This is a genomic window from Cellulophaga sp. RHA_52, from assembly GCF_007827205.1.
Lineage (GTDB): Bacteria > Bacteroidota > Bacteroidia > Flavobacteriales > Flavobacteriaceae > Cellulophaga > Cellulophaga lytica.
Genome location: NZ_VIRZ01000001.1, coordinates 1,894,084 through 1,916,147, shown reverse-complemented (window position 1 = coordinate 1,916,147; position 22,064 = coordinate 1,894,084). Strand labels below are relative to the sequence as shown.

The following is a 22,064-nucleotide window of genomic DNA, read 5'->3' as shown; positions in this document are numbered from 1 at the left end:
ATGACCTATAACCTTACTAATCTTTATACTTACCCAAGAATAATGCTACTAACAGTTAGCATATTTCTATTATTTAGTACTACAACATATGCTCAAAACTCTTTAAAGTTTGAGCACTTAACTACAGAAAATGGTTTATCGCAAAGTGATGTTAATGTAATTTTTCAGGACAATGATAGGTTTATGTGGTTAGGAACCCATGATGGGTTAAATAGATATGATGGCTACAACTTTACCATTTTTAAACCTGATGCAAAAAACGAAAAAAGCATTAGCAGCAATTTAATTTGGAAAATTATTGATGATGATAAAGGCAACTTATGGGTTGGCACTACAGGTGGCGGATTAAATTATTTTAATAGAGAAACCGAAGAATTTACAACCTACAAACACAACCCTAAAGACAATAGTAGTTTAAAAAGTAATTATATAACTGTACTTTTTAGAGATAGTAGCAATAGATTATGGGTTGGCACAGTAAAAGGCATTAGTATGGCAGACTTAAGTAAGCCTACAGATTCTTTAAAGTTTACCCACTACAATTTATACCAAAACAGCTCTGTACCAATAAAAAGTACTAATAATGTAAGTTCTTTTTTTGAAGACAGTAAACACCAAGTATGGATTGGTGGTACCAACGGCTTATCTAAACTATCTAGAGATAATGATGGTACTATTTATTTTCAATCTGTTAACCACTTAATTGACTTACCAAATTGTAATGTAAAAGTTATTAAAGAGGATAGTTTTGGTAATTTAATTTTGGGCACTAGTAATGGTTTGTATAGGTATATGCCAACTAAAGAAACCAATCAAATAGAGTTTTTATATGAGGGTTCTTACAATGCAATTTCTATAGACAATAACAAAATATGGGCTGGTACAGATAATGGTTTATTAGAATTTTCTAGTACAGAAAATGCTACTCCTAAGTTAATTAATATTTATAAGTACGATCCCAAAAACCCTAATAATAGTCTTACTAAAAATGCTATTAAATCTTTATACATAGACCAAACTGGTATAATTTGGGCTGGAGCAAATGGTGGCGGTGTAAATAAATTTGACCCAAACAGAAAGCAATTTTCTCATATAAAAAAGAGCTTAGACCCTAATAGTTTAAGTAATGATAAAGTACGTGCTATTTTTGAAGATAGCCAACAAAACATATGGATTGGCACAGAAGGTGGCGGACTAAATTTTATCAAAAAAAATAACATTACTAAAGATTTTAATCAATTTAAACACTTTAATAACATCAACAAAATATTTGCTATTGAAGAAGTTTTTTTAAAAAACAAAAGAAAAATATTTATTGGAGGAGAGTTTTCTCCTGGGCTTTTTGAAATTGATGTTACAGACAACAAAAAAATATCAGAAAACGATTTAAAATTAATTCCTGATGTATCTGGCAGTGTTTTTTCTATTTTACAAGACAAAGAAAAAAATATTTGGATAGGCACCTATAACGGAGGTATACATAGGTGGTTAATTAACAAAGACAGCACCAGTTTTACTAAAGATATTTTAAGACAAAATAACAACCAGCAGTTTGGCCTACCCAACAACATTATTAGAGATATTTTTGAAGACTCTAAAGAAAATAAATGGTTTGCTACAGGTAATGGTTTAAGCAGGCTTACACCAGACCAACAAAGATCTAAAATACCAAAGTTTGAAACTTTTAAAAACAATCCTGAAGATGACACCACACTTAGTCACAATTACATATTAACTGTTTTTGAGAGTAAATCTGGAACCATTTGGGTTGGTACTTTTGGTGGCGGGTTAAACAAACTTATTGTAAATAAAGACAAAACAATACGTTTTAAACGTTACACAGAAAAAGATGGTTTACCTAACAATGTTATTAAAGGTATTTTAGATGATAACCAAGGTAATTTATGGATGTCTACCAACAACGGATTATCTAAATTTAACCCTACCTCTGAAACTTTTCAGAATTATGATGTTAATGATGGGCTACAAAGTAACGAGTTTAGTGAACTTACAGCTTTAAAAACCAAGGAAGGAAAATTATTTTTTGGTGGTGTAAACGGGTTTACTGCTTTTTTTCCTGAAGAAATAATTAGCAACAAAATTAAGCCAGAAACGGTACTTACTAACTTTTCTATTTTTAATAAACCTGTTGCCATTGGTGAACAAATAAACGGAAGAGTTATTTTAAACAAGTCTATAAATTTTATAAATAAAATTAAGCTAAAATATAGCGAAAACAGTTTTTCTTTTGAGTTTGCTGCTTTACACTATGCTGCATCCAGAAAAAATAAATATGCCTATAAATTAGAAGGTTTTGATAAAGATTGGATTTACACAACATCAAAAAACAGATTTGCAACCTATACCAACTTAGAACCTGGCTCTTATGTACTTAAAATTAAAGCCTCTAATAACGATAACATTTGGGATGAAACACCTATTGAATTAAAAATAGATGTTACGCCACCTTGGTGGAGAACAAACATTGCCAAAGCTTTATATGTGTTACTTGCAATTGCTCTACTACTTGCTTTTAGAAGGTTTACTATAATTAGATCTGCAGAAAAACACCAGTTAGAGTTAGAACATTTAGAAAAAGAAAAACACGAAGAAATACACCGATTAAAGTTAGAGTTTTTTACCAACATCTCTCATGAGTTTAGAACTCCATTAACACTTATAAAAGGACCCTTAGATTTTTTACTGAAAAAGGCAGATACCATTAGCCCAAAAGAAGCAAAAGACCAATATGTATTAATGCGTAAAAACACAGATTACTTATTGCGTTTGGTAAATCAATTATTAGATTTTAGAAAAATGGATCACGGAAAAATGAGCCTTAATCTAAGTAAAAATAATATTGTAGAATTTTTAAAAGATGTTGGTGAACCATTTCAGTTTTTAAGTAGAAAAAAGAATATTAATTTTGAAATTAATGTTTCTAAAGAATCTATTTTAAGTTGGTTTGATCCTGATGCGGTAGAAAAAATTATAAATAACTTATTGTCTAATGCATTTAAATTTACTCCAGAAAATGGGCAAATTAAGTTAGATATTTTTAATGGTAAAGATTTTAAAAAACCAGATGATATTGAACTTAATATAAACCAAGATAAATATATTGTTATACAAGTAAAAGATTCTGGACCTGGAATTCCTGCACACAGATTGCAACATATTTTTGAACGTTTTTACACAGAAATTGGATTAACAACTCATGTAAACACTAAAGGTACAGGCATAGGCTTATCTTTTACAAAAAACTTGGTAGAACTACACCAAGGTATTATTAAAGTGAAAAGCGATTCTGAAAACGGATCTACTTTTTATGTTTGGTTACCAAAAGATAAAGAAACCTATGAAGAAAAGAAAGAGCTTAACTTTCATGAGGTTTTTGAAGATAATACATTTATTAGCAAGGTAGATGCAGAGTCGCACGCCATAAGCTTTATGGATGATATTATAGACCAGAATATGACACGGTCAAGATCTAAATTACCAATGCTTTTAATTATTGATGACAACCCAGATATAAGATCATTTATTAAAAAAGGACTAGGTGAAAGCTACTATATTTATGAAGCTGAAAACGGACAAAAAGGATTAGAACTTGCCAAAAAGTTTATTCCTAATATTGTGATAACAGATTTAGTTATGCCTGTTATGGATGGTATAGAATTTTGTAACCAAATAAAATCTACACAAGAAACCAGTCATATTCCTGTTGTAATGTTAACCGCAAAAACGTCTCAAGAAAAAGAAATTGAAGGCCTAAAAACTGGCGCAGATGCTTACATTAGAAAACCTTTTGACTTAGAATTATTAGAGATTAAACTCTCTAATATTTTAAATGACAGAGAAAAATTAAGGAAAAAATTTAATAGAGAAATTACACTACAGCCTAATGAAGTTACAGTTACGTCTTCTGATGAAACTTTTTTACAAAACGCCATAGAAATTGTAGAAAAGCATATGATGAACTCAGAGTTTAGTGTAGAAATGTTAGTTAAAGAAATGAATATGAGTAGAAGTAACTTGTATTTAAAAATTAAAGAACTAACAGGACTCTCCTCTAGTGAATTTATAAGAAACATTAGATTAAAAAGAGCTGTACAGCTTTTTGAAAAGAGCGATTTATCTGTAAAAGAAATTATGTATATGACTGGTTTTAATACGGCATCATATTTTTCTAAATGTTTTAAAAAACAGTTTGGTGTTGTACCTAGCAAATACATTAGAATTAATAGTGAGGACACCACAGATAAGGAATAGCTTTTAATAAAAAACATATGTTTTATTATTAAAACCATCTGTATACTACTTTTAAAGCTGCAAATCTCAACTTTGTTACATAGGAGTTAATTTTATTATTGTGCGTACAACTTTAGTGCGCACAATAATTTTATGGTAAAATATGTAGTTATGAAGATTTATACAGCTATTTTAATACTAGTACTTACACTTAGTGCTTGTGGTAAAAAAAGCAATCCAAAGTCAAAAAAACAACAACCTAATATTGTTTTTATTTTTACAGATGACCAAACCTATACTGCCATTAATGCTTTAGGAAATTCTGAAATTAAGACTCCAAATATGGATGCTCTTGTACAGCAAGGAACCACATTTACCAACGCGTACAATATGGGGTCATGGAGCGGTGCAGTTTGCGCTGCATCTAGAGCAATGCTTATTTCTGGCAGAACCGTATGGAGAGCTAATAATTTTAAACAAAACTGGAAAAAACAAGATTCTATTGATAAAACTTGGGCTAAATTATTAGAAAACAGTGGTTATGATACGTATATGACTGGTAAATGGCACGTAGACGCTCCTGCTACAAAAGTATTTAAATATACTGCCAACATAAGACCTGGTATGCCAAGAGATGCTTGGGACCACGCAACAATGGTTGCAAAGTTCGATTCTCTTTACAAAACTAAAAATCCAGATTCTAAAACAATTATGCCTAATGGCTATAACAGACCAAAAACTACTACAGATACTACTTGGTTACCAACAGATATTACTAAAGGTGGTTACTGGAAAGGCGGAAAACACTGGAGTGAAGTTTTAAAAGACGATGCCATAACCTTTATAAATACAGCAAAACAAAAAGAAAAACCTTTTTTTATGTACTTGGCTTTTAATGCTCCGCATGATCCTAGGCAGGCTCCAAAAGCTTACCAGGCTATGTACAATGTAAATAACATTACTATTCCAAAAAGCTTTTTACCAGAGTATCCATACAGGCACAATATTGCTAATGGTGATAATTTACGAGACGAAGCCTTAGCTCCTTTTCCTAGAACAGAGCTTGCCATAAAAACTCATATAAAAGAGTATTATGCTAGTATAACACACTTAGATGCTCAAATAGGAGATATACTAACAGCATTAAAAAACTCTGGAAAAATAAACAATACGTATATTATTTTTACCTCAGATCATGGCTTAGCTATGGGAAAACACGGTTTACTTGGTAAACAAAATTTATTTGACCACAGTATTAGACCTCCAATGATAATTGTTGGTCCAGATATCCCCAAAAACAAAAAGAATACTGCAGATGTATACTTACAAGATGCTATGGCAACCTCGTTAGAAATTGCAGGTATACAAAAACCTAATTACATTGAGTTTAATAGCTTTTTACAGCTAGCAAAACAAAATAATACAAAAAGCAAATACAAAAGTATTTACGGTGCGTATTTAGATGTACAAAGAATGATTAGAAAAGATGGCTACAAGCTTCTTGTATACCCTAAAATTAAAAAAGTACTACTGTTTAATCTACAAACAGATCCTGAAGAAATGAATAATATTGCTAACCTACCGGAAGAGCAAAACAGGGTATTACAGTTATTTAATGAACTACAAAAGCTTCAAAAAACAATGAATGACCCGTTAGATATTTCTACGTCTAAACCTCAACTTAAATCAAACTAAAAAATAAACCATATGCAAACATATAAATTAACTGCTTTACTACTTTTTCTGATGTTTTTTTCTTCTTGTCAAGAAAAGGAAATAGAAGTTTTAGCAGACCAAGATTTTAATAAAAACTGGTTATTTATAAAAGATAGTATTCCTAATGCAGAAGCCATAACTATTGATGATAGCAATTGGAGAAAAGTAAACGTACCACATGATTGGGCTATAGAAGGTCCGTTTAGTGATAAAAATAATGCACGTAACGGTGGTTTACCTATAGACGGTATTGCCTGGTACAGAAAACATTTTACTGTAGACGCTAAAAACAAAAACAAACAAATTTCTATAGAGTTTGATGGTGTTATGGATAACTCCAAAGTTTATATTAACGGCAATTTTGTAGGAGAACGCCATTACGGTTACAGTGGGTTTGAGTACGATTTAACTCCGTTTATAAAATTTGGAGAAAACAATGTTATTGCCGTACAATTGGCTCCAGAAATTTTATCTGAAAGATGGTATCCTGGCGCTGGTATTTACCGCAAAGTTCGTTTAAAGTTAAACGAACCAATACATATTCCGCAATGGGGAACATACATTACTACACCTAAAGTAGCTAGTAATAAAGCCGTTGTTAGCGTAGAAACTAAACTGAAAAATACCCTAAATACAACTGAAAACATTGTACTAGAAACTACCATTTTAGACATAAACAATACAACTGTTGCTGTTTCAAGCAACAAAATAGAACTAGCTAAAGCATCTGAACAAAAAGAGGTGCAAAAAATTACAGTTCCTAACCCTATTTTATGGGATATTGGCAAACCAAACTTATACACAGCTGTTAGTCGTGTTATAAAAGATAACAAGACAATAGATGAGTACACTACAGAATTTGGTATTAGAACTATTGAGTTTAAAAAAGAAGGCTTTTACTTAAACGGAAAAGCAGTAGAACTTAATGGTGTTTGTATGCACCATGATCTTGGCCCTTTGGGTGCTGCTGTAAATTATAGAGCTACGGAACGCCAAATGCAAATAATGCAACAAATGGGTGCAAATGCTCTACGTACTAGTCACAACCCACCTTCTACAGAAATGCTGCAGGTTTGCGATAGACTTGGCATTGTGGTTATTGATGAAGCTTTTGATGAATGGAAAGAGGCTAAAGTACCTAATGGTTACCATAAATATTTTGACAAATGGGCAGAGAAAGATTTGCGAGATATGATAAAAAGAGATCGCAACCACCCATCTGTAATTATGTGGAGTATTGGAAACGAAATTTTAGAACAAGGTAAAAAAGATGGCTGGAAAATAGCTAAAATGTTAAATGACATTTGTCATAATGAAGACAATACCAGACCTACAACTGCTGGTTTTAACTATTACCCTGCTTCATTTAAAAACAAATTAGCCTACCAAATAGATGTTGTTGGTGTAAACTACAAACCTGCTTATTATGCAGAAATTAGAGAACAAAACCCTGATATGATTTTTTATGGATCAGAAACATCTTCACAAACAAGTACTAGAGGTTACTATGAGTTTCCATTAAAAGAAAGAGTTAGTAAAGAAACTAATCAGGTTTCTAGTTATGATGTAAATATTGGTCCGTCATGGACATACCCTCCAGAAGTAGAATTTGAAGCACAAAAACAAAATCCACATTCGTTGGGAGAATTTATTTGGACTGGTTTTGATTATTTAGGAGAACCTACTCCTTATGGGGGAAGAGACAACTCTACTAACGGATATTGGAATGATGATTGGCCATCCCACGCATCATATTTTGCACCTGTAGATTTAGTAGGTTTTCCTAAAGACAGGTTTTATTTGTACCAAAGCCAATGGACCACAGAGCCAATGGTACACGTATTACCACATTGGAATTGGGAAGGTAAAGAAGGCCAAAACATACCTGTATACTCGTATACAAATTGTGATGAAGTAGAACTTTTTGTAAACGGTAAATCTTATGGCAAAAAAATAAAAGGAAAAGATACTACTACCATTTTTGCAGAATACAATGGTTTTAAAGGTGGCACTATTGACTCTAAATACAGACTTTCATGGAATGTACCTTACCAACCTGGAAGCTTAAAAGTTGTTGGGTATAAAAATGGAAAACCTGTAGCTACTAAAGAAATTAAAACAGCAGGCAAATCTTATAAAATAAAATTAATAGCAGACAGAACTACTATTAATGCTAGTGGAGAAGATTTATCATTTATTACAGTTAGGGTTGAAGACAAAGACGGTAACTTATGTCCTAAAGCAAATCATCTAATTAATTTTAAAGTATCTGGTAATGGTAATTTAGAAGCTGTTGGCAATGGCAACTCTGCCTCATTAGAGTCTTTTCAGGCAAATTATATTACATCGTTTTACGGTAAAAGTTTAGCCATTTTAAAAGCTACAGAAAATCCTGGTAAAATAACTCTAACAGCTACTGCAGATAACCTTACCTCTGCCACAATAACTATAAAAACTAAATAGGAATGAGTAGCCTTAAAAATTTAATACTTGCTTTTTGTTTTTTTTATTTTGCGCAACTAATAACTGCACAAAAACAACCCAATATTATTGTGGTATTAACAGATGACCAAGGTTGGGCAGATGTTGGTTTTAATGGTGCTACAGATATTCCTACACCAAATTTAGATAAAATAGCTTTTGAAGGTGTAATTTTTTCTAACGGATATGTTTCTCACCCTTATTGCAGTCCGTCTAGGGCTGGATTACTTACCGGAAGGTATCAGGCGCGTTTTGGGCACGACTGTAATATGCCTTATGAAGGAGAAAATGATGCCACAATTGGTACACCTTTATCAGAAAAACTAATATCTGAAGCATTAAAAGAACAAGGATACAGAACAAGTGCAATTGGCAAATGGCATATAGGAGATCATCCTAATCTGCACCCACCTGCACAAGGTTTTGACCATTGGTTTGGTTTTCCTGGCGGAAGTATGAACTATTGGGGAAAAGCAACAAGCAAAATTCAGACTATTTACCGCAACACAAAGCCAGTTGCAGAGGAAGAACTAACCTACTTAACTGATGATTTTACCAATGAAGCTATCAATTTTATCAACAAAAAAGATAAAAACCCATTTTTTATTTACTTGGCCTATAACGCACCACACGCACCAGACCACGCTACAAAAAAATATATAGAGCAAACCAAACATATAGAGTATGCTGGCAGAAGTGTTTATGCTGCTATGGTAAATGCTGTAGATGCTAATATTGGTAAAATAGATTCTACTCTTGTTGCTAATGGTATTAAAGACAATACTATTTTAGTTTTTTTAAGTGATAATGGCGGAAGAATACAACACGCAGATAACAGACCTTACAGAGGACACAAAGGAATGTTATTTGAAGGCGGAATAAAAGTACCTTTTTTTATCTCATGGCCAAGCAAAATAAAAGAAGATAGTAAGTATACAAAACCTATATCATCATTAGATTTATTTCCTACACTTTTAAATGCTGCTGGTGGTAATGCTGCTATAGAAAAACAATTAGATGGTGTAGATTTAATGCCTTATTTACTGAATAAAAATAAAGGTACACCGCACAAGACCCTATTTTGGAGATCTTCTGGTAATTTTGAATATGCTGTTAGAAAAGACAAGTACAAATTGTATAAAAGTGCCTATAAAAATAAAACCTTACTTTTTAATATTGAAGAAGATAACTTAGAACGATATGATATTGCTGCCCAACACCCAGAAATATGTATAGATTTAGAAAAGTCTTATGCCAACTGGGATGTAAAAAACAAGACTCCTGGTTGGTTAGATCCGCACGCAGAAAATGTAGTTAAAGAGGATAAAAGATGGAGAAAAACACGAGAAAAATCATTAAAAAAGTAATATTTTAGCCACAAAACCAATTCAATGATACATTTACTTAAAAACAAAAAAAGATATATTTACGTTTCGCTGGCAATTGCAACTAGTATTTTTATAAGCAGCTGTAAAGAAACTAAAAAAGAGGCAGACAATTCTGCTAAAAATAAAACAACAATGGAAACCGCCAAACCAAATATTGTTGTTATTTATATGGACGATTTAGGTTACGGAGATATTAGTGCTAATGGTGCTACAGAAATAACTACTCCTAATATAGACAAACTTGCAAATGAAGGCGTTAGGTTTACCAATGGTTATGCAACATCTGCAACCTGTACGCCTAGTAGATATGGCTTACTAACTGGTGTGTACCCTTGGCGTAATAAAGATGCGGCAATTTTACCTGGTACTGCACCACTTATAATTAATACAGAGCAAACTACCATTCCTAAAATGCTTAAAAAACAAGGATACGCTACTGGTGTTGTTGGTAAATGGCATTTAGGACTTGGACAAGGAAATGTGAATTGGAATGAACGTGTTTCTCCTGGTCCTAATGAAGTTGGTTTTGATTACTCTTACATTATGGCAGCAACACAAGATCGTGTACCAACAGTTTATATAAAAAACGGACACGTAGATGGTTTAGACCCAAAAGATCCTATAGAAGTAGATTATTCTAAAAATTATGACAACCAACCAACAGGCAAAAACAATCCGGAATTGTTAAGTATGAAATGGCATCATGGACATAATAATAGCATTGTAAATGGTATTCCTAGAATTGGTTTTATGAAAGGTGGTGAAACTGCCAAATGGAGTGATGTAGATATGGCAGATCATTTTTTAAAAGAAGCTAAGTCATATGTTACAGAGCATAAAAATGAGCCTTTCTTTTTATACTACGCTCTACAACAGCCACACGTACCCCGTACACCACACCCACGCTTTGTAGGCAAATCTGGAATGGGTCCTAGAGGTGATGTAATTTTAGAAGCAGATTGGATAATTGGCGAGTTTATAAAAACATTAGAAGAAGAAAAACTATTAGAAAATACTTTAATTGTATTTACCAGTGATAATGGTCCTGTTTTAAATGATGGTTATTTTGATGATGCTGTAGAAAAATTAGGAAAACATACACCTACAGGTGGTTTAAGAGGTGGCAAATACAGTTTGTTTGATGCTGGTACGCGTGTACCATTTATAACTTATTGGAAAGGAAAAATAAAGCCTGCTGTATCTAATGCTTTGGTTTGCCAATTAGATTTACTTAGTTCGCTTGCTAAACTTACAGGTAGTAATACAACTACTAATGATAGCGAGCAATTATTAGATGCATTTTTAGGAAAGTCTAACAACGGAAGAAAGCATTTAATTTTAGAAGCCAACAAAAAAACGGCATTAAGGAGTGGTGACTGGGCTTTAATTCCGCCCTATAAAGGTAAAGCTATAAATACACAAGTAAATATAGAATTGGGTATAGCTAATGAGTATCAACTTTATAACTTAAAAGAAGATAAACAGCAACAAAACAACTTGGCAGATACAAATGCTAAAAAACTATCTGAACTTGTTTCTATATATACACAATTAAGAGGTGAAACTACTGAAGAAACTGGAGAATTAGAACTTAAATAAATTTAGTTACCCTAAACAACTAAAAGGCCTTGAAAACTATTTTTCAAGGCTTTTTTTTATACTAATACATTACTTTTTAATGTTAACAATGTCTTTAAAATGTGCAATAAACCATATGTTCTATTTTTCAATACATATCTAATTACCTATTGAGCTAAGAATAAATAATTTTAATTTCTCATAAACCAAACACTTTACAATGAAAATAAAATTAGCACTCTTAAGCTTATTTATTACTGCAATTTCTTATGCACAAAGTAATAATTTACCAGAAGGATTTACAGCTGGTGACAGAACCAAAACAAACTTAAATTTTAACTGGAAATTTCATTTAGGAGATTTACCAAACGCACCAACTGCTATTGACTTTGATGACAACAATTGGGAAAACGTTTCTGTACCCCATACACCACAATTGGTATCTTATGAGTTAGATAGCGTAAAAGAAACTTGGGTACAAGAAAAGTATTTGCGTGACATTAGTTGGTATCGAAAAAAACTTACTATTGATGCCAATGCTACAGGAAAAATATTTTTAGAGTTTGAAGCCATACACAATGCTACAGAGCTTTGGGTAAATGGTAAAAAAGTTGGCAACTATGCTGTAAATGGTTATGTTCCTTTTTATTTTGATATTACTGACTTTGTAAACTTGGGCAAAGAAAATACTATTGCTGTTAAGGCAGATAATAGTTTTAGTCAGGTAATAGCTCCTGACCCACACAGAACAGATTATGTAAAGTTTGGTGGCTTGTATAGAGATGTTTATTTGGTAACAACCAATAAGTTACACGTTAACTACAACTGGGAAGATTTTAATGCTGGCGTACATATTACCACACCAACAGTAAACAAGCATAACGGAACGGCTACCATAAAAACTACCGTAAAAAACGAAAACGATACAGCCAAAAACACCAAGATTATTACCAAGATTGTTAATAAAGATGGTGTGGTTGTAAAAAAAATTACTTCTACCAAAACAATAGCGCCTAATGCTGTATATACTTTTAGACAATCTGCAACTATAGAAGACAATTACCATTTATGGTCTCCAGATTCTCCCTATTTGTACAGAGCTAACTCTGTTATTTATGATGAAAATAATGCGGTAGATTTTGTAGAGAACAAATTTGGTTTTAGAAAATTTAGCCTAGAAAAAGGTAAAGGGTTTGTTTTAAATGGCGAGCCGTTATTTTTAGTTGGTGCTAACCGTCATCAAAACTACCCAAATGTAGGTGATGCCGTTCCTAATTCTTTTCATTACAATGAAGCACTACAATATAAAAAAGCGGGGATGAACATTATTAGAACATCACATTATACACAAGATGATGCTTTTTTACAAGCTTGTGATGAGTTAGGTATTTTGGTTTATGAGGAACCTAGTACTTGGATTTTATGGGGTGATGATGCTTGGTTTTCTAATTTAGAAGCTGCTACAAGAACTATGATACGTAACCACAGAAACCACCCTTCTATTATTGTTTGGGGTGCAGGAATAAACCACAGAGGTCCAGTGCCAAGAATGCAAACTGTTGCTAAAGAAGAAGATCCGTTTAGGCTAACAGCATCTGCATCTAGTCCGTGGAACGGAGTAAAAAATGAAGGTGTTACAGATGTACACGCAACTATGGATTACCGTAGAACAGAATTTCCTGAGAGTGCTTTTACTATGGTTATGGAGCACGGTAGTACGCCAGATTCCGAGGTAAATCAGTTTCATATTTCTAGGTACAAAGGCAATAAAAACAATTTTGCAGCCATAACTTGGTTGGGTGCAGATTACAATCATTTACAACCAGATGTAAATGACGAGCAATGGAAAAGAGATTTTATGACTACATACGGAGTATTATCTGCTTTTAGAGTACCAAAACCGGTGTACTACTGGTATCAATCTGAATTGGTAAAAAAACCAATGGTACATATTGCAGATGAAACGGCTTCTAAAAACGGAAAAGTTAGAGTTTTTAGTAATTGCCAAGAGGTAGCGCTTTATCACAATGGTAAACTTATTGCAAGGCAAGTTCCAGATAATAGTCTAACCAAACTAAACCTAAACCACCCTTCATTTACATTTAAATTTAACTGGACAAATGGTACTTTAAAAGCTATAGGTTATACAAATGGAGAAAAAATAACCGAATTTACAAGGCATAAAGAAGAGAGTCCGTATAGTTTAAAACTAGATTTAAATATTACAAACCAACCTTTTTATGCAGGCGGATCTGATATAAGACTGGTACACGCATCTATTTTAGATAAAAATGGCGAGGTAGTTACTAACACAAAGCAACGCGTAGAGTTTTTTGTATCTGGTGCAGGAGAATTAATAGACAATGGTAAAATAGATGCTAACCCTGCACGCTCTTTTAACGGTGTTGCATCAATTTACATAAAAGGAAAAAATACTCCAGGTAAAATTACAATTACAGCTAAAGCTAAAGGCTTAAAATCTGCTAAAACAAGTATTACAACATCAGCCTATAATACAAATGAAATTGTAAATAATGCTACTCCTATTTACGATTTTCCTGTAACCAGTGTAGACATTGGAGGCAACAAACAATTGGTACAATTTGATTGGGAAGAATGGACCGGTAACAGCAATGCCAACTTAACTTACAACTTAAAGGATTTTAATGCTACTATAGCAGTTAGTGCTACAGACAACATTAAATGGTTAGGAGATACCGCAATGTTAGGAGATTTAAGCTTTGTAGGTACAGATGGTTTATATTCTGAAAAAGGAAATTTAAGTCTTAGCATAAATAATTTAAAAGCAGGTAATTATGAAATAGAAACATTTCACCATACCAGAAGAGGCAACGTTAAAATGACCAACGAAATTGAAGTACAAGTTGTAGATGTTAATGGTGCTTTTTCAAGAAAATCTGATGATCATATAGTAGATTATTACCAGAATGATAATACAGGAGAACGTAAACCTTTATCTATAACATCTAAGTTTTCTGCAGACGGTAAAAGTACAATAACCATCAACTTTAAAAATTTAAACAATGTAGGTGATATGTGGCTAAACGGCTTTGTATTAAAACAAGTAAAATAATGCATTTTACCAACACCTAATTAACCAACCAATAAACCAAAAAACAATGAAAATAACACTAAAAAAACACTTGTTTTGGCTGTTTTTACTATGTTTTACTAGCATAACAGCACAAGAGCAAAATGAAAAAGTAATTTTTATTAAAGAACCAAATACTACTTTGCAAGCTAATACAACATATGAGTTTACTATTGGTTATGTTGCTTTAACTGATAGTGATTTAAGTGTTGAACTTAGTGGTGGACCCACTAAATTTTATGCTGGCAGCAAGGTGAAAGTAAAAAAAGGTCAGGGTATAAAAAAGTTAACTATTACCACTAATAAAAAACCAACTAACGGCAAAGGCTATAAACTTGTTTTAAGTTTAAGAGATGTAAATGGCAATTGGAAAACTACACGTACAGGGCAGGTTATTAGTAACATAGAAATGGTTAAACAAGCTGTTTCATTTTCTAACAATGTAACGTTTTCTCCACTTTTGGCTACTAATATTGCTAGTAACCCAAAATACAATGTGCCAGTAAGTTACATTACAAAAGAACCAATATTTATACAAGCTGCAATTTGGGAGGGTGGTAAATGGTTAGCATCATCAGACCGTATAAAGGTATCTGCTGGTAAGGGAGATAAACAGTTAACTATAAATTACAATACACCTTTAGAGGGAAAAAATTACAAGTACTCTGTTTCTTTTGGTAGTCAAGAAGATTTTAGTAATAAAACGTATGTAAGTAAAGAAATATCTGGTCTAAAAATTACCAAACCTCAAAAACAACTTACCATAGTAGAGATTAATGATAAAAGCATTCAGGTATCTTTAAACAAAACAGCTAAAGTTTTAACCTTACCAAGTGCAACTGCATTTAAATACATAAAAATAATAACATTAAAAGGAGAAACGGTTTTAGAGGTAAAAGATAGCAAGTCTGTAGCTCTTAACAACTTGCCTAAAGGTGGATATTTTGCTATTACAAGCGACAATAATTATTACAAATTTGCAAAATTTTAAACATATGAAAAATAAAATTTTAACGCTTATAAGTATTACACTTTGCTCATTCTGTTTTTCTCAGAACAATAGTGTACAAATAGATTTTACCACTCAAAAGTTTATTGGAGATAAAAGTGAATTAAGCCGAGAAAAATACTTTGCAATGCACGCTTCATACAATGACGGTGCTTTGGCAGACGACCCCAATTATTTATTTAACGATTTAGGTATTAAATTTGGAAGAACATTTGCTGGACCAGGGCCTTTTTCTAAATATAAAAAAGGAGATTTATCTGTAAATAATGCTACTAAATTAGCCTTAGCAAATGCACAGAGGTTTAAAAAAGCACCTTTATTTGCTACACAAAAAACAACAGATTTAATTATTACAAACCACCCTAGAGATGCTTATAAACTAGGAATGGATTTTGAAAAAGCTGCTACTTTTAACGTAGCATATATTAAAAAAGCATACCCTGTAATGCCTAAATATTATGAGGTTATGAATGAGCCTTTTGTACACGCAAAAGATTTTGTAGATAGTTATGATAAGACTCCTAAAGTAATTTCAGAAATGTCTGAATTTCATAAAATAGTAGCAGATAAAGTACACGCAGAAATTCCTAATATTATGGTTGGTGGTTATAGTGCTGCTTGGCCAGAATATGACAAAAATAACTTTGCTATTTGGAACACCAGAATGAAGGTTTTTATGGATACCGCTGGAGAAAGTATGCAATTTTTTGCTACCCATATTTATGATGGCAGAAATGTAGAAGGCGACTTTAATTATAGGTCTGGTAGTAATTCTGAAGCTATTTTAGATTTAATTGAGTCTTATAGTTACCAAAAATGGGGTGTTGTAAAACCTCATCTTATATCGGAGTATGGTTACACTGCAAAAGGTTTACAAGGACAACCTTATTCTGCTGCACTAAATGGTATTTGTTTAACATCATACAATAACATATTAATGTCTTTGTTAGACAAACCAGACAGGTTGCTAAAAGCTGTACCATTTATTACTGGCAAAGCAACGTGGTTTTATAAAGATAGTAGAAACCCAGATGGTCACCCTTACCCTTGGGTATTACTACGCAAAGGAAAAAATGGAGCGTACAAATACACGCATCTAAGAAAATTTTGGCAGCTTTGGAAAGGTGTACAAGGCAAACGTATTTATGCAACATCTAACAATCCAGACATACAAGTACACGCATTTGCTAATAAAAACAAAGGGTATGTTGCTTTAAACAATTTAGCTGGTGATGCACAAACTATTAATATAGACTACCTAAACACTAGCAACCAATTGGTAAACAACTTAACTATAAAAAGGTCTTACAATAATAAAAATGGTATTCCTAAGCTTGTTTTTTTTACCAATGAAAAAGCTGTAAAAGAACTAACTTTAAAACCTGGAGAAACTATTATTTTAGATTATGACCTAGCAGATTATACGTTTTCTAATGTTATAAAAGAAAACAACTATTATGCAAAAACTTGCTTACAAGAAATAAAAGCTAATGCTCCTATTACTTTTACTGTTAACAATGTAATTTCTACTAATAAAGGAAATGCTACTTTAAAAATGGGACTTGGTAGAGCTCATAATTTATCTAAAAAACCTATTGTTAAAATAAATGGTATTAAAGTCACTGTACCTAACAATTGGGCTGGGTATGACCAAGCCGGTAGAGAGCAATTTTTTGGTGTAATACCAATACCTTTAACTGTAAGTAATATTAAAAACGGAGTAAACACCGTAGAGCTAACTTTTCCTGATTCTGGAGGTTATGTAAGTTCTATTATTTTAAATACAGAAAACTTAAAAAAATAATTATGTTTAGGCACTACAAAACTTATTTTATAGGTGTTATATGTTTGGCGTTATTAGTTGGCTGTGAGTCTAAAAAACAAACTACAATAGCTAAAAAAAATACCAAACCAAATGTAATTTTAGTAATTACAGATGACCAAGGTTATGGAGATGTAGGCGCTCTAGGAAATACAGTTATAAAAACACCTAATATAGATAAGTTGTATTCTGAAAGTTACCACCTAACTAATTTTCATGTTAGTCCTACTTGCGCTCCTACCCGCGCCGCTTTAATGACGGGTAGGTACGCAAATAGTACAGGTGTTTGGCACACTGTTGGTGGTTGGTCTTTACTTAGAGAGCAAGAAAAAACTTTGGGTAATATGTTTGAAGAAGCAGGCTACTCTACAGCTGCCTTTGGCAAATGGCATTTGGGAGACAACTATCCGTTTAGACCGCAGGATAAAGGTTTTCATGAAACAGTAATGCACGGTGGTGGTGGTGTACAACAAACCCCAGATTATTGGAACAACACCTATTTTAACGACACCTATTTTCATAACGGAAAACCAGAAAAATACAATGGCTATTGCACAGACGTTTTTTTTACAGAAGCCATAAATTTTATTCAAAAAAGCAAAGACAAGCCCTTTTTCTGTTACATAGCACCTAATGCACCACACGGTCCTTACAATGTTCCTAAAGCGTATTACAATTTGTATAAGGATTTAAACGATACCATTTTAGCAGATACACAAAAGCGTTTTTATGGAATGATTACTAATATTGATGACAATTTTGGAAAGCTCAGAAAAAAACTTACGGAACTAAAAATAGCGGACAATACCATTTTAATTTTTATGACAGATAATGGCACATCTGCTGGTTATTATAATAAAAAAGGTAAAGTTACGGGCTACAACGCAGGTATGCGTGGAACCAAAGGTAGCCAATATGACGGCGGACATAGAGTGCCATTTTTTATACATTGGAAAGATGGTAAAATTAATACCGCTAAAGATATACATACACTTGCTGCACAAATAGATATTTTACCAACATTGGCTGAGTTATGCAACATAAAATTACCTAAAAACCATTTAGATATAGACGGACAAAGTTTGGTTGCAGTATTAAACGGAAAAGACTCTTTAAACAATAGACTTTTAATTACCGACTCTCAACGTGTTCAAAACCCAGAAAAATGGAAAAGCTCTGCTGTAATGCAAGGCAATTGGCGTTTAATTAACGGTAAAGAACTGTATGATATTAGCACAGATGTTGGGCAGCGAAACAATATTGCAGCTACCAATAAAGAAAAGGTAGCAGAAATGAGAAGCTTTTACAATAACTGGTGGACACAAGTATCTAAAGACTTTAATAAAGAAATTTACTTTAAAATAGGTTCTAGTAAAGAAAACCCTATTACACTAACTGCACATGATATACACGGCAAAGAAACTATGCAACCCTGGAACCAAATACAAATTAGGCAAGGTAAAATTGGTGCTGGTTACTGGAGTGTAAATATTTTAGAAGATGGTAATTACCAAGTTGCTTTAAGGAGGTATCCTATAGAGTCTAACTTACCTATTAACTCTACTACCCCAGCAATAACAACTTCAGAACTGGTAGGTTTAGAAAAAGATATTCCTGAGGGGAAAAGCTTAAATTATAGTAGAGCTTCTATACAGTTTAAGCATCAAATAGTTTCAGAAATTGATGTAAAAGAGAATGATTTATCAGCAAACTTCAATATCAATTTAAAAGCAGGTAAAACTAAATTATATGCAAATTTTATTTCTGATAAAGGAGAAAAGAACGTGGCTTACTACGTGTACATTAAAAAGTTATAAAATGAAAAAATTACTTTTTGTATTTCTAATATGCACTGCTTTTTGCAAAGCTCAAGATAAACCAAATATTGTATTTATACTTACAGATGACCAATCTTATGATTTGCTTGGTTGTACAGGAAATACAATTGTAAAAACTCCAAATATAGATAAACTAGCAGATAATGGTATATTATTTACTAATGCACACGTTACAAGTGCTATATGTACGCCAAGCAGAATTTCCATTTTATTGAGTCAGTATGAGCGTAAACACGGTGTAAATTTTAATTCTGGCACTAGTGTTTCTAATGCTGCTTGGCAAAACTCATATCCTGTTGTTATGCGTAATAATGGGTATTACACAGGCTGGATTGGCAAAAACCACGCTCCTATTGGCAAAGGTGGTTACCATAGCGGATTAATGGAAAAAAGCTTTGATTATTGGTATGCAGGACACGGACATTTAGGGTTTTACCCAAAAGACAATCACGCTATTTTTAATGATGCTATAGCTTTTACACAACCCGAAATTATTAATGAAGCAGTAAATGATTTTTTAGACCCTAATGCACGTAAACTAAAAGGTGCATTACACTTTTTAGAAAATAGACCAACAGACAAACCTTTTATGCTTTCTGTAAACTTTAATTTACCACACGGAGCAGGTACAAAATCTATGAAATTAAAAGATAGTGATGATGATATGTACAAAACCTTATACAGAGATATAGCTATTCCGTTACCTGATAATTATATTGCAAAAAAAGACATTACCACACCTAAATTACCTGCTAGTATATTGCATACAGAAGATAGGCAAACTGGTTACAATTATGTAGATACACCCGATACAATTAAAGAGCGTTACATAAGAGAGCTACAAGCAATGACTGGTATAGATAGACTTATTGGCAACCTACTACAAAAATTAAAAGCTCTTAAGTTAGATAAAAATACCATTATAATATTTACATCAGACCATGGGCTTTTTAGTGGGCAACAAGGTCTTGGCGGCAAAGCTCTTTGTTATGAGCAAACTACACACGTACCCATAATAGTGTACAACCCAAAAGCCAAAAAAAAACTAAAAGGGATTAAGAGTAATGCTTTAGTACAATCTATAGATATTGCCCCTACTATGCTTGCTATGGCAAGGATATCTATCCCAAATACCTATCAAGGAAAAAATATAAGTAGTCTTATTAATGGCTCTAAAACTGAGGTTAGAGAATATGTTTTTACAGAAAATTTATGGTCTACACATTTTGGAAATCCTAGATGCGAGTCTGTGCAAACAAAAAATTGGAAATACATTAGGTACTACAAAAACAACAATTTTTCTGCAGCTAAAGAAATAGCATATGCAAAAGAATTTAACATTCCTGTAAATGAAATGTTGTATAAAATGCATGATCCTGGTATTGCTGTATATAGAAATTATATAGAGGCTCCTTTACTAGGAGAACAACCAGTTTATGAAGAATTGTACAATTTAAAAGATGATGCTTCAGAGTTACATAATCTAATTCACAAGCCAGCTTATAAATCAATTTTAGACAACCTTAAAAAACAGTGGAAAATAGAAATAACTGCCGCTAGAGGCACAAAAAAGGCTGAAGTTTACAGGTATACAAATGACGCTTACCCAAATGCAAAACACTAACATTAACTAATAAAACACTATTAAACATTGGTAATTATGACTAAAACATTTAAAATTATATTCATCTTTTTAATGATTTCTATTTTGGCTTGTAGTAATTCTGATAATGATGAAGCTGATGTAACTACTAATGAAGAAGAAATTAAAAATCAGGAAGAAGAAAATGAAGTAGACTCCACTAAACCTACTTTTTTAGAAAATGAAGATCCTAAACCATCTGAAAAAAAATGGGTTAAAGTAGAAGAACTTTCTGATGAATTTGATGGTGATGAATTAGACACAAACAAATGGAACCCTACTCCAAAATTTATTTGGAATGGTCAAGACAGAGGATGGTACGGATCTAGCAGATCACTTTTTGAAGCAGATAACGTAAGTACAGGTAATGGTTTTTTAAGAATAGAAGGTGAAAAGTTTAATAGCCCCAAATATTCTCCTAAAGACAATACCAGTGAGGCTCCGCAACGTAGATATGGTGGAGCTTATGTGTACGGAAAAACTTTAGCCGAGCCTGGTTACTACATAGAAGCCCGTATGAAAGCAAGTAAAACAGCTATGTCTGCTGCTTTTTGGCTTAAGTCTGAGACAAAACCTTGTACCGATAATTTTAACGATGGTGAAAACCTAGAAATTGATATACAGGAATGTGTGGGCATATTTACAGGAGAATTAGGTGATGAATGGACTAATGATGACTGGGCGGTAAATTCTGAATGGGATAAAATTTTTCATTACAACACGCACAGACACAATAGCCCTTGTAACAATATTGGAGAAAGACAAACTAAAGGAGGTAAAACAAATTTTGATAAAAAAAATGCTGATGAATTTCATATTTATGCAGCATATTGGCATGCAGATGGTAGTAAAATTGACTTTTATATTGATGGTGCCCTAGAAAAATCTGTTACCCCAGTAATTCCTTTTAAAGGAGCTCTACGCTTAATTATGTCTAGTAATTTTTATGATTGGATTGAGGAAATAAATGCAAAAGAAATGGGATTTGAAAATCCTTTAGAAGAAAGATATACAAGGTTTGATTGGGTAAGGGTATGGAAGCTTGAAGAGCTATAAAATTTAAACTATTATAGAAGCTTCTTCTTTTAAAAATAAAACTAGTTTGTGATTTAATAAAAAACTCTAAAAAAAATATCATAAACTATAAAAACGGTACTGTTTAGTTAAAATCTAGTTGCCTTAACACATATCAGTTAAAACTAAAAATCATTTATGGTAGTATTATAG

Annotated in this window: 11 protein-coding genes; all 11 read left to right on the top strand. The window is 32.5% G+C overall.

Annotation, left to right across the window (positions count from 1 at the left end; all coding sequences use genetic code 11):
• Positions 1-4,272, top strand: a complete 4,272-nt coding sequence (locus tag JM80_RS08365) for a two-component regulator propeller domain-containing protein (protein ID WP_255436724.1) — start codon at positions 1-3, stop codon at positions 4,270-4,272.
• A gap of 150 nt (positions 4,273-4,422) precedes the next feature.
• Entirely contained in the window at positions 4,423-5,946 is a 1,524-nt protein-coding gene (locus tag JM80_RS08360) for a sulfatase-like hydrolase/transferase (protein ID WP_255436723.1), read from the top strand.
• A gap of 12 nt (positions 5,947-5,958) precedes the next feature.
• Entirely contained in the window at positions 5,959-8,430 is a 2,472-nt protein-coding gene (galB, locus tag JM80_RS08355) for a beta-galactosidase GalB (RefSeq protein ID WP_144709688.1), read from the top strand.
• 2 nt (positions 8,431-8,432) lie between these two features.
• A complete protein-coding gene (locus tag JM80_RS08350) occupies positions 8,433-9,815 on the top strand; it encodes a sulfatase-like hydrolase/transferase (RefSeq protein ID WP_144709686.1) in 1,383 nt (460 codons plus the stop codon).
• Between the two features lie 24 nt (positions 9,816-9,839).
• Entirely contained in the window at positions 9,840-11,435 is a 1,596-nt protein-coding gene (locus tag JM80_RS08345; protein WP_144709683.1) for an arylsulfatase, read from the top strand.
• Positions 11,436-11,634: 199 nt separating this feature from the next.
• Positions 11,635-14,508, top strand: a complete 2,874-nt coding sequence (locus tag JM80_RS08340) for a sugar-binding domain-containing protein (RefSeq protein ID WP_144709681.1) — start codon at positions 11,635-11,637, stop codon at positions 14,506-14,508.
• Positions 14,509-14,554: 46 nt separating this feature from the next.
• Positions 14,555-15,517: a hypothetical protein gene (locus JM80_RS08335; protein WP_089118661.1), complete on the top strand. Its 963-nt coding sequence runs from the start codon at positions 14,555-14,557 to the stop codon at positions 15,515-15,517.
• Between the two features lie 4 nt (positions 15,518-15,521).
• Entirely contained in the window at positions 15,522-17,339 is a 1,818-nt protein-coding gene (locus JM80_RS08330; protein ID WP_013620012.1) for a hypothetical protein, read from the top strand.
• A 2-nt stretch (positions 17,340-17,341) separates the two neighbouring features.
• Positions 17,342-19,174, top strand: a complete 1,833-nt coding sequence (locus tag JM80_RS08325) for an arylsulfatase (RefSeq protein WP_013620013.1) — start codon at positions 17,342-17,344, stop codon at positions 19,172-19,174.
• 1 nt (position 19,175) lies between these two features.
• Positions 19,176-20,819: a sulfatase-like hydrolase/transferase gene (locus JM80_RS08320; protein WP_144709679.1), complete on the top strand. Its 1,644-nt coding sequence runs from the start codon at positions 19,176-19,178 to the stop codon at positions 20,817-20,819.
• Between the two features lie 36 nt (positions 20,820-20,855).
• The gene (locus JM80_RS08315; protein ID WP_144709677.1) at positions 20,856-21,893 is read left to right on the top strand and encodes a family 16 glycosylhydrolase; all 1,038 of its coding nucleotides are present in this window, start codon (positions 20,856-20,858) and stop codon (positions 21,891-21,893) included.
• The last annotated feature ends 171 nt before the right edge of the window (positions 21,894-22,064 follow it).

Bases quoted from the DNA above. Each gene is read 5' to 3' on its own strand.
- galB (WP_144709688.1), top strand. From the start codon at position 5,959: ATGCAAACATATAAATTAACTGCTTTACTACTTTTTCTGATGTTTTTT.
- JM80_RS08325 (WP_013620013.1), top strand. From the start codon at position 17,342: ATGTTTAGGCACTACAAAACTTATTTTATAGGTGTTATATGTTTGGCG.
- JM80_RS08365 (WP_255436724.1), top strand. From the start codon at position 1: ATGACCTATAACCTTACTAATCTTTATACTTACCCAAGAATAATGCTA.
- JM80_RS08360 (WP_255436723.1), top strand. From the start codon at position 4,423: ATGAAGATTTATACAGCTATTTTAATACTAGTACTTACACTTAGTGCT.
- JM80_RS08315 (WP_144709677.1), top strand. From the start codon at position 20,856: ATGACTAAAACATTTAAAATTATATTCATCTTTTTAATGATTTCTATT.
- JM80_RS08320 (WP_144709679.1), top strand. From the start codon at position 19,176: ATGAAAAAATTACTTTTTGTATTTCTAATATGCACTGCTTTTTGCAAA.
- JM80_RS08330 (WP_013620012.1), top strand. From the start codon at position 15,522: ATGAAAAATAAAATTTTAACGCTTATAAGTATTACACTTTGCTCATTC.
- JM80_RS08345 (WP_144709683.1), top strand. From the start codon at position 9,840: ATGATACATTTACTTAAAAACAAAAAAAGATATATTTACGTTTCGCTG.
- JM80_RS08340 (WP_144709681.1), top strand. From the start codon at position 11,635: ATGAAAATAAAATTAGCACTCTTAAGCTTATTTATTACTGCAATTTCT.
- JM80_RS08350 (WP_144709686.1), top strand. From the start codon at position 8,433: ATGAGTAGCCTTAAAAATTTAATACTTGCTTTTTGTTTTTTTTATTTT.
- JM80_RS08335 (WP_089118661.1), top strand. From the start codon at position 14,555: ATGAAAATAACACTAAAAAAACACTTGTTTTGGCTGTTTTTACTATGT.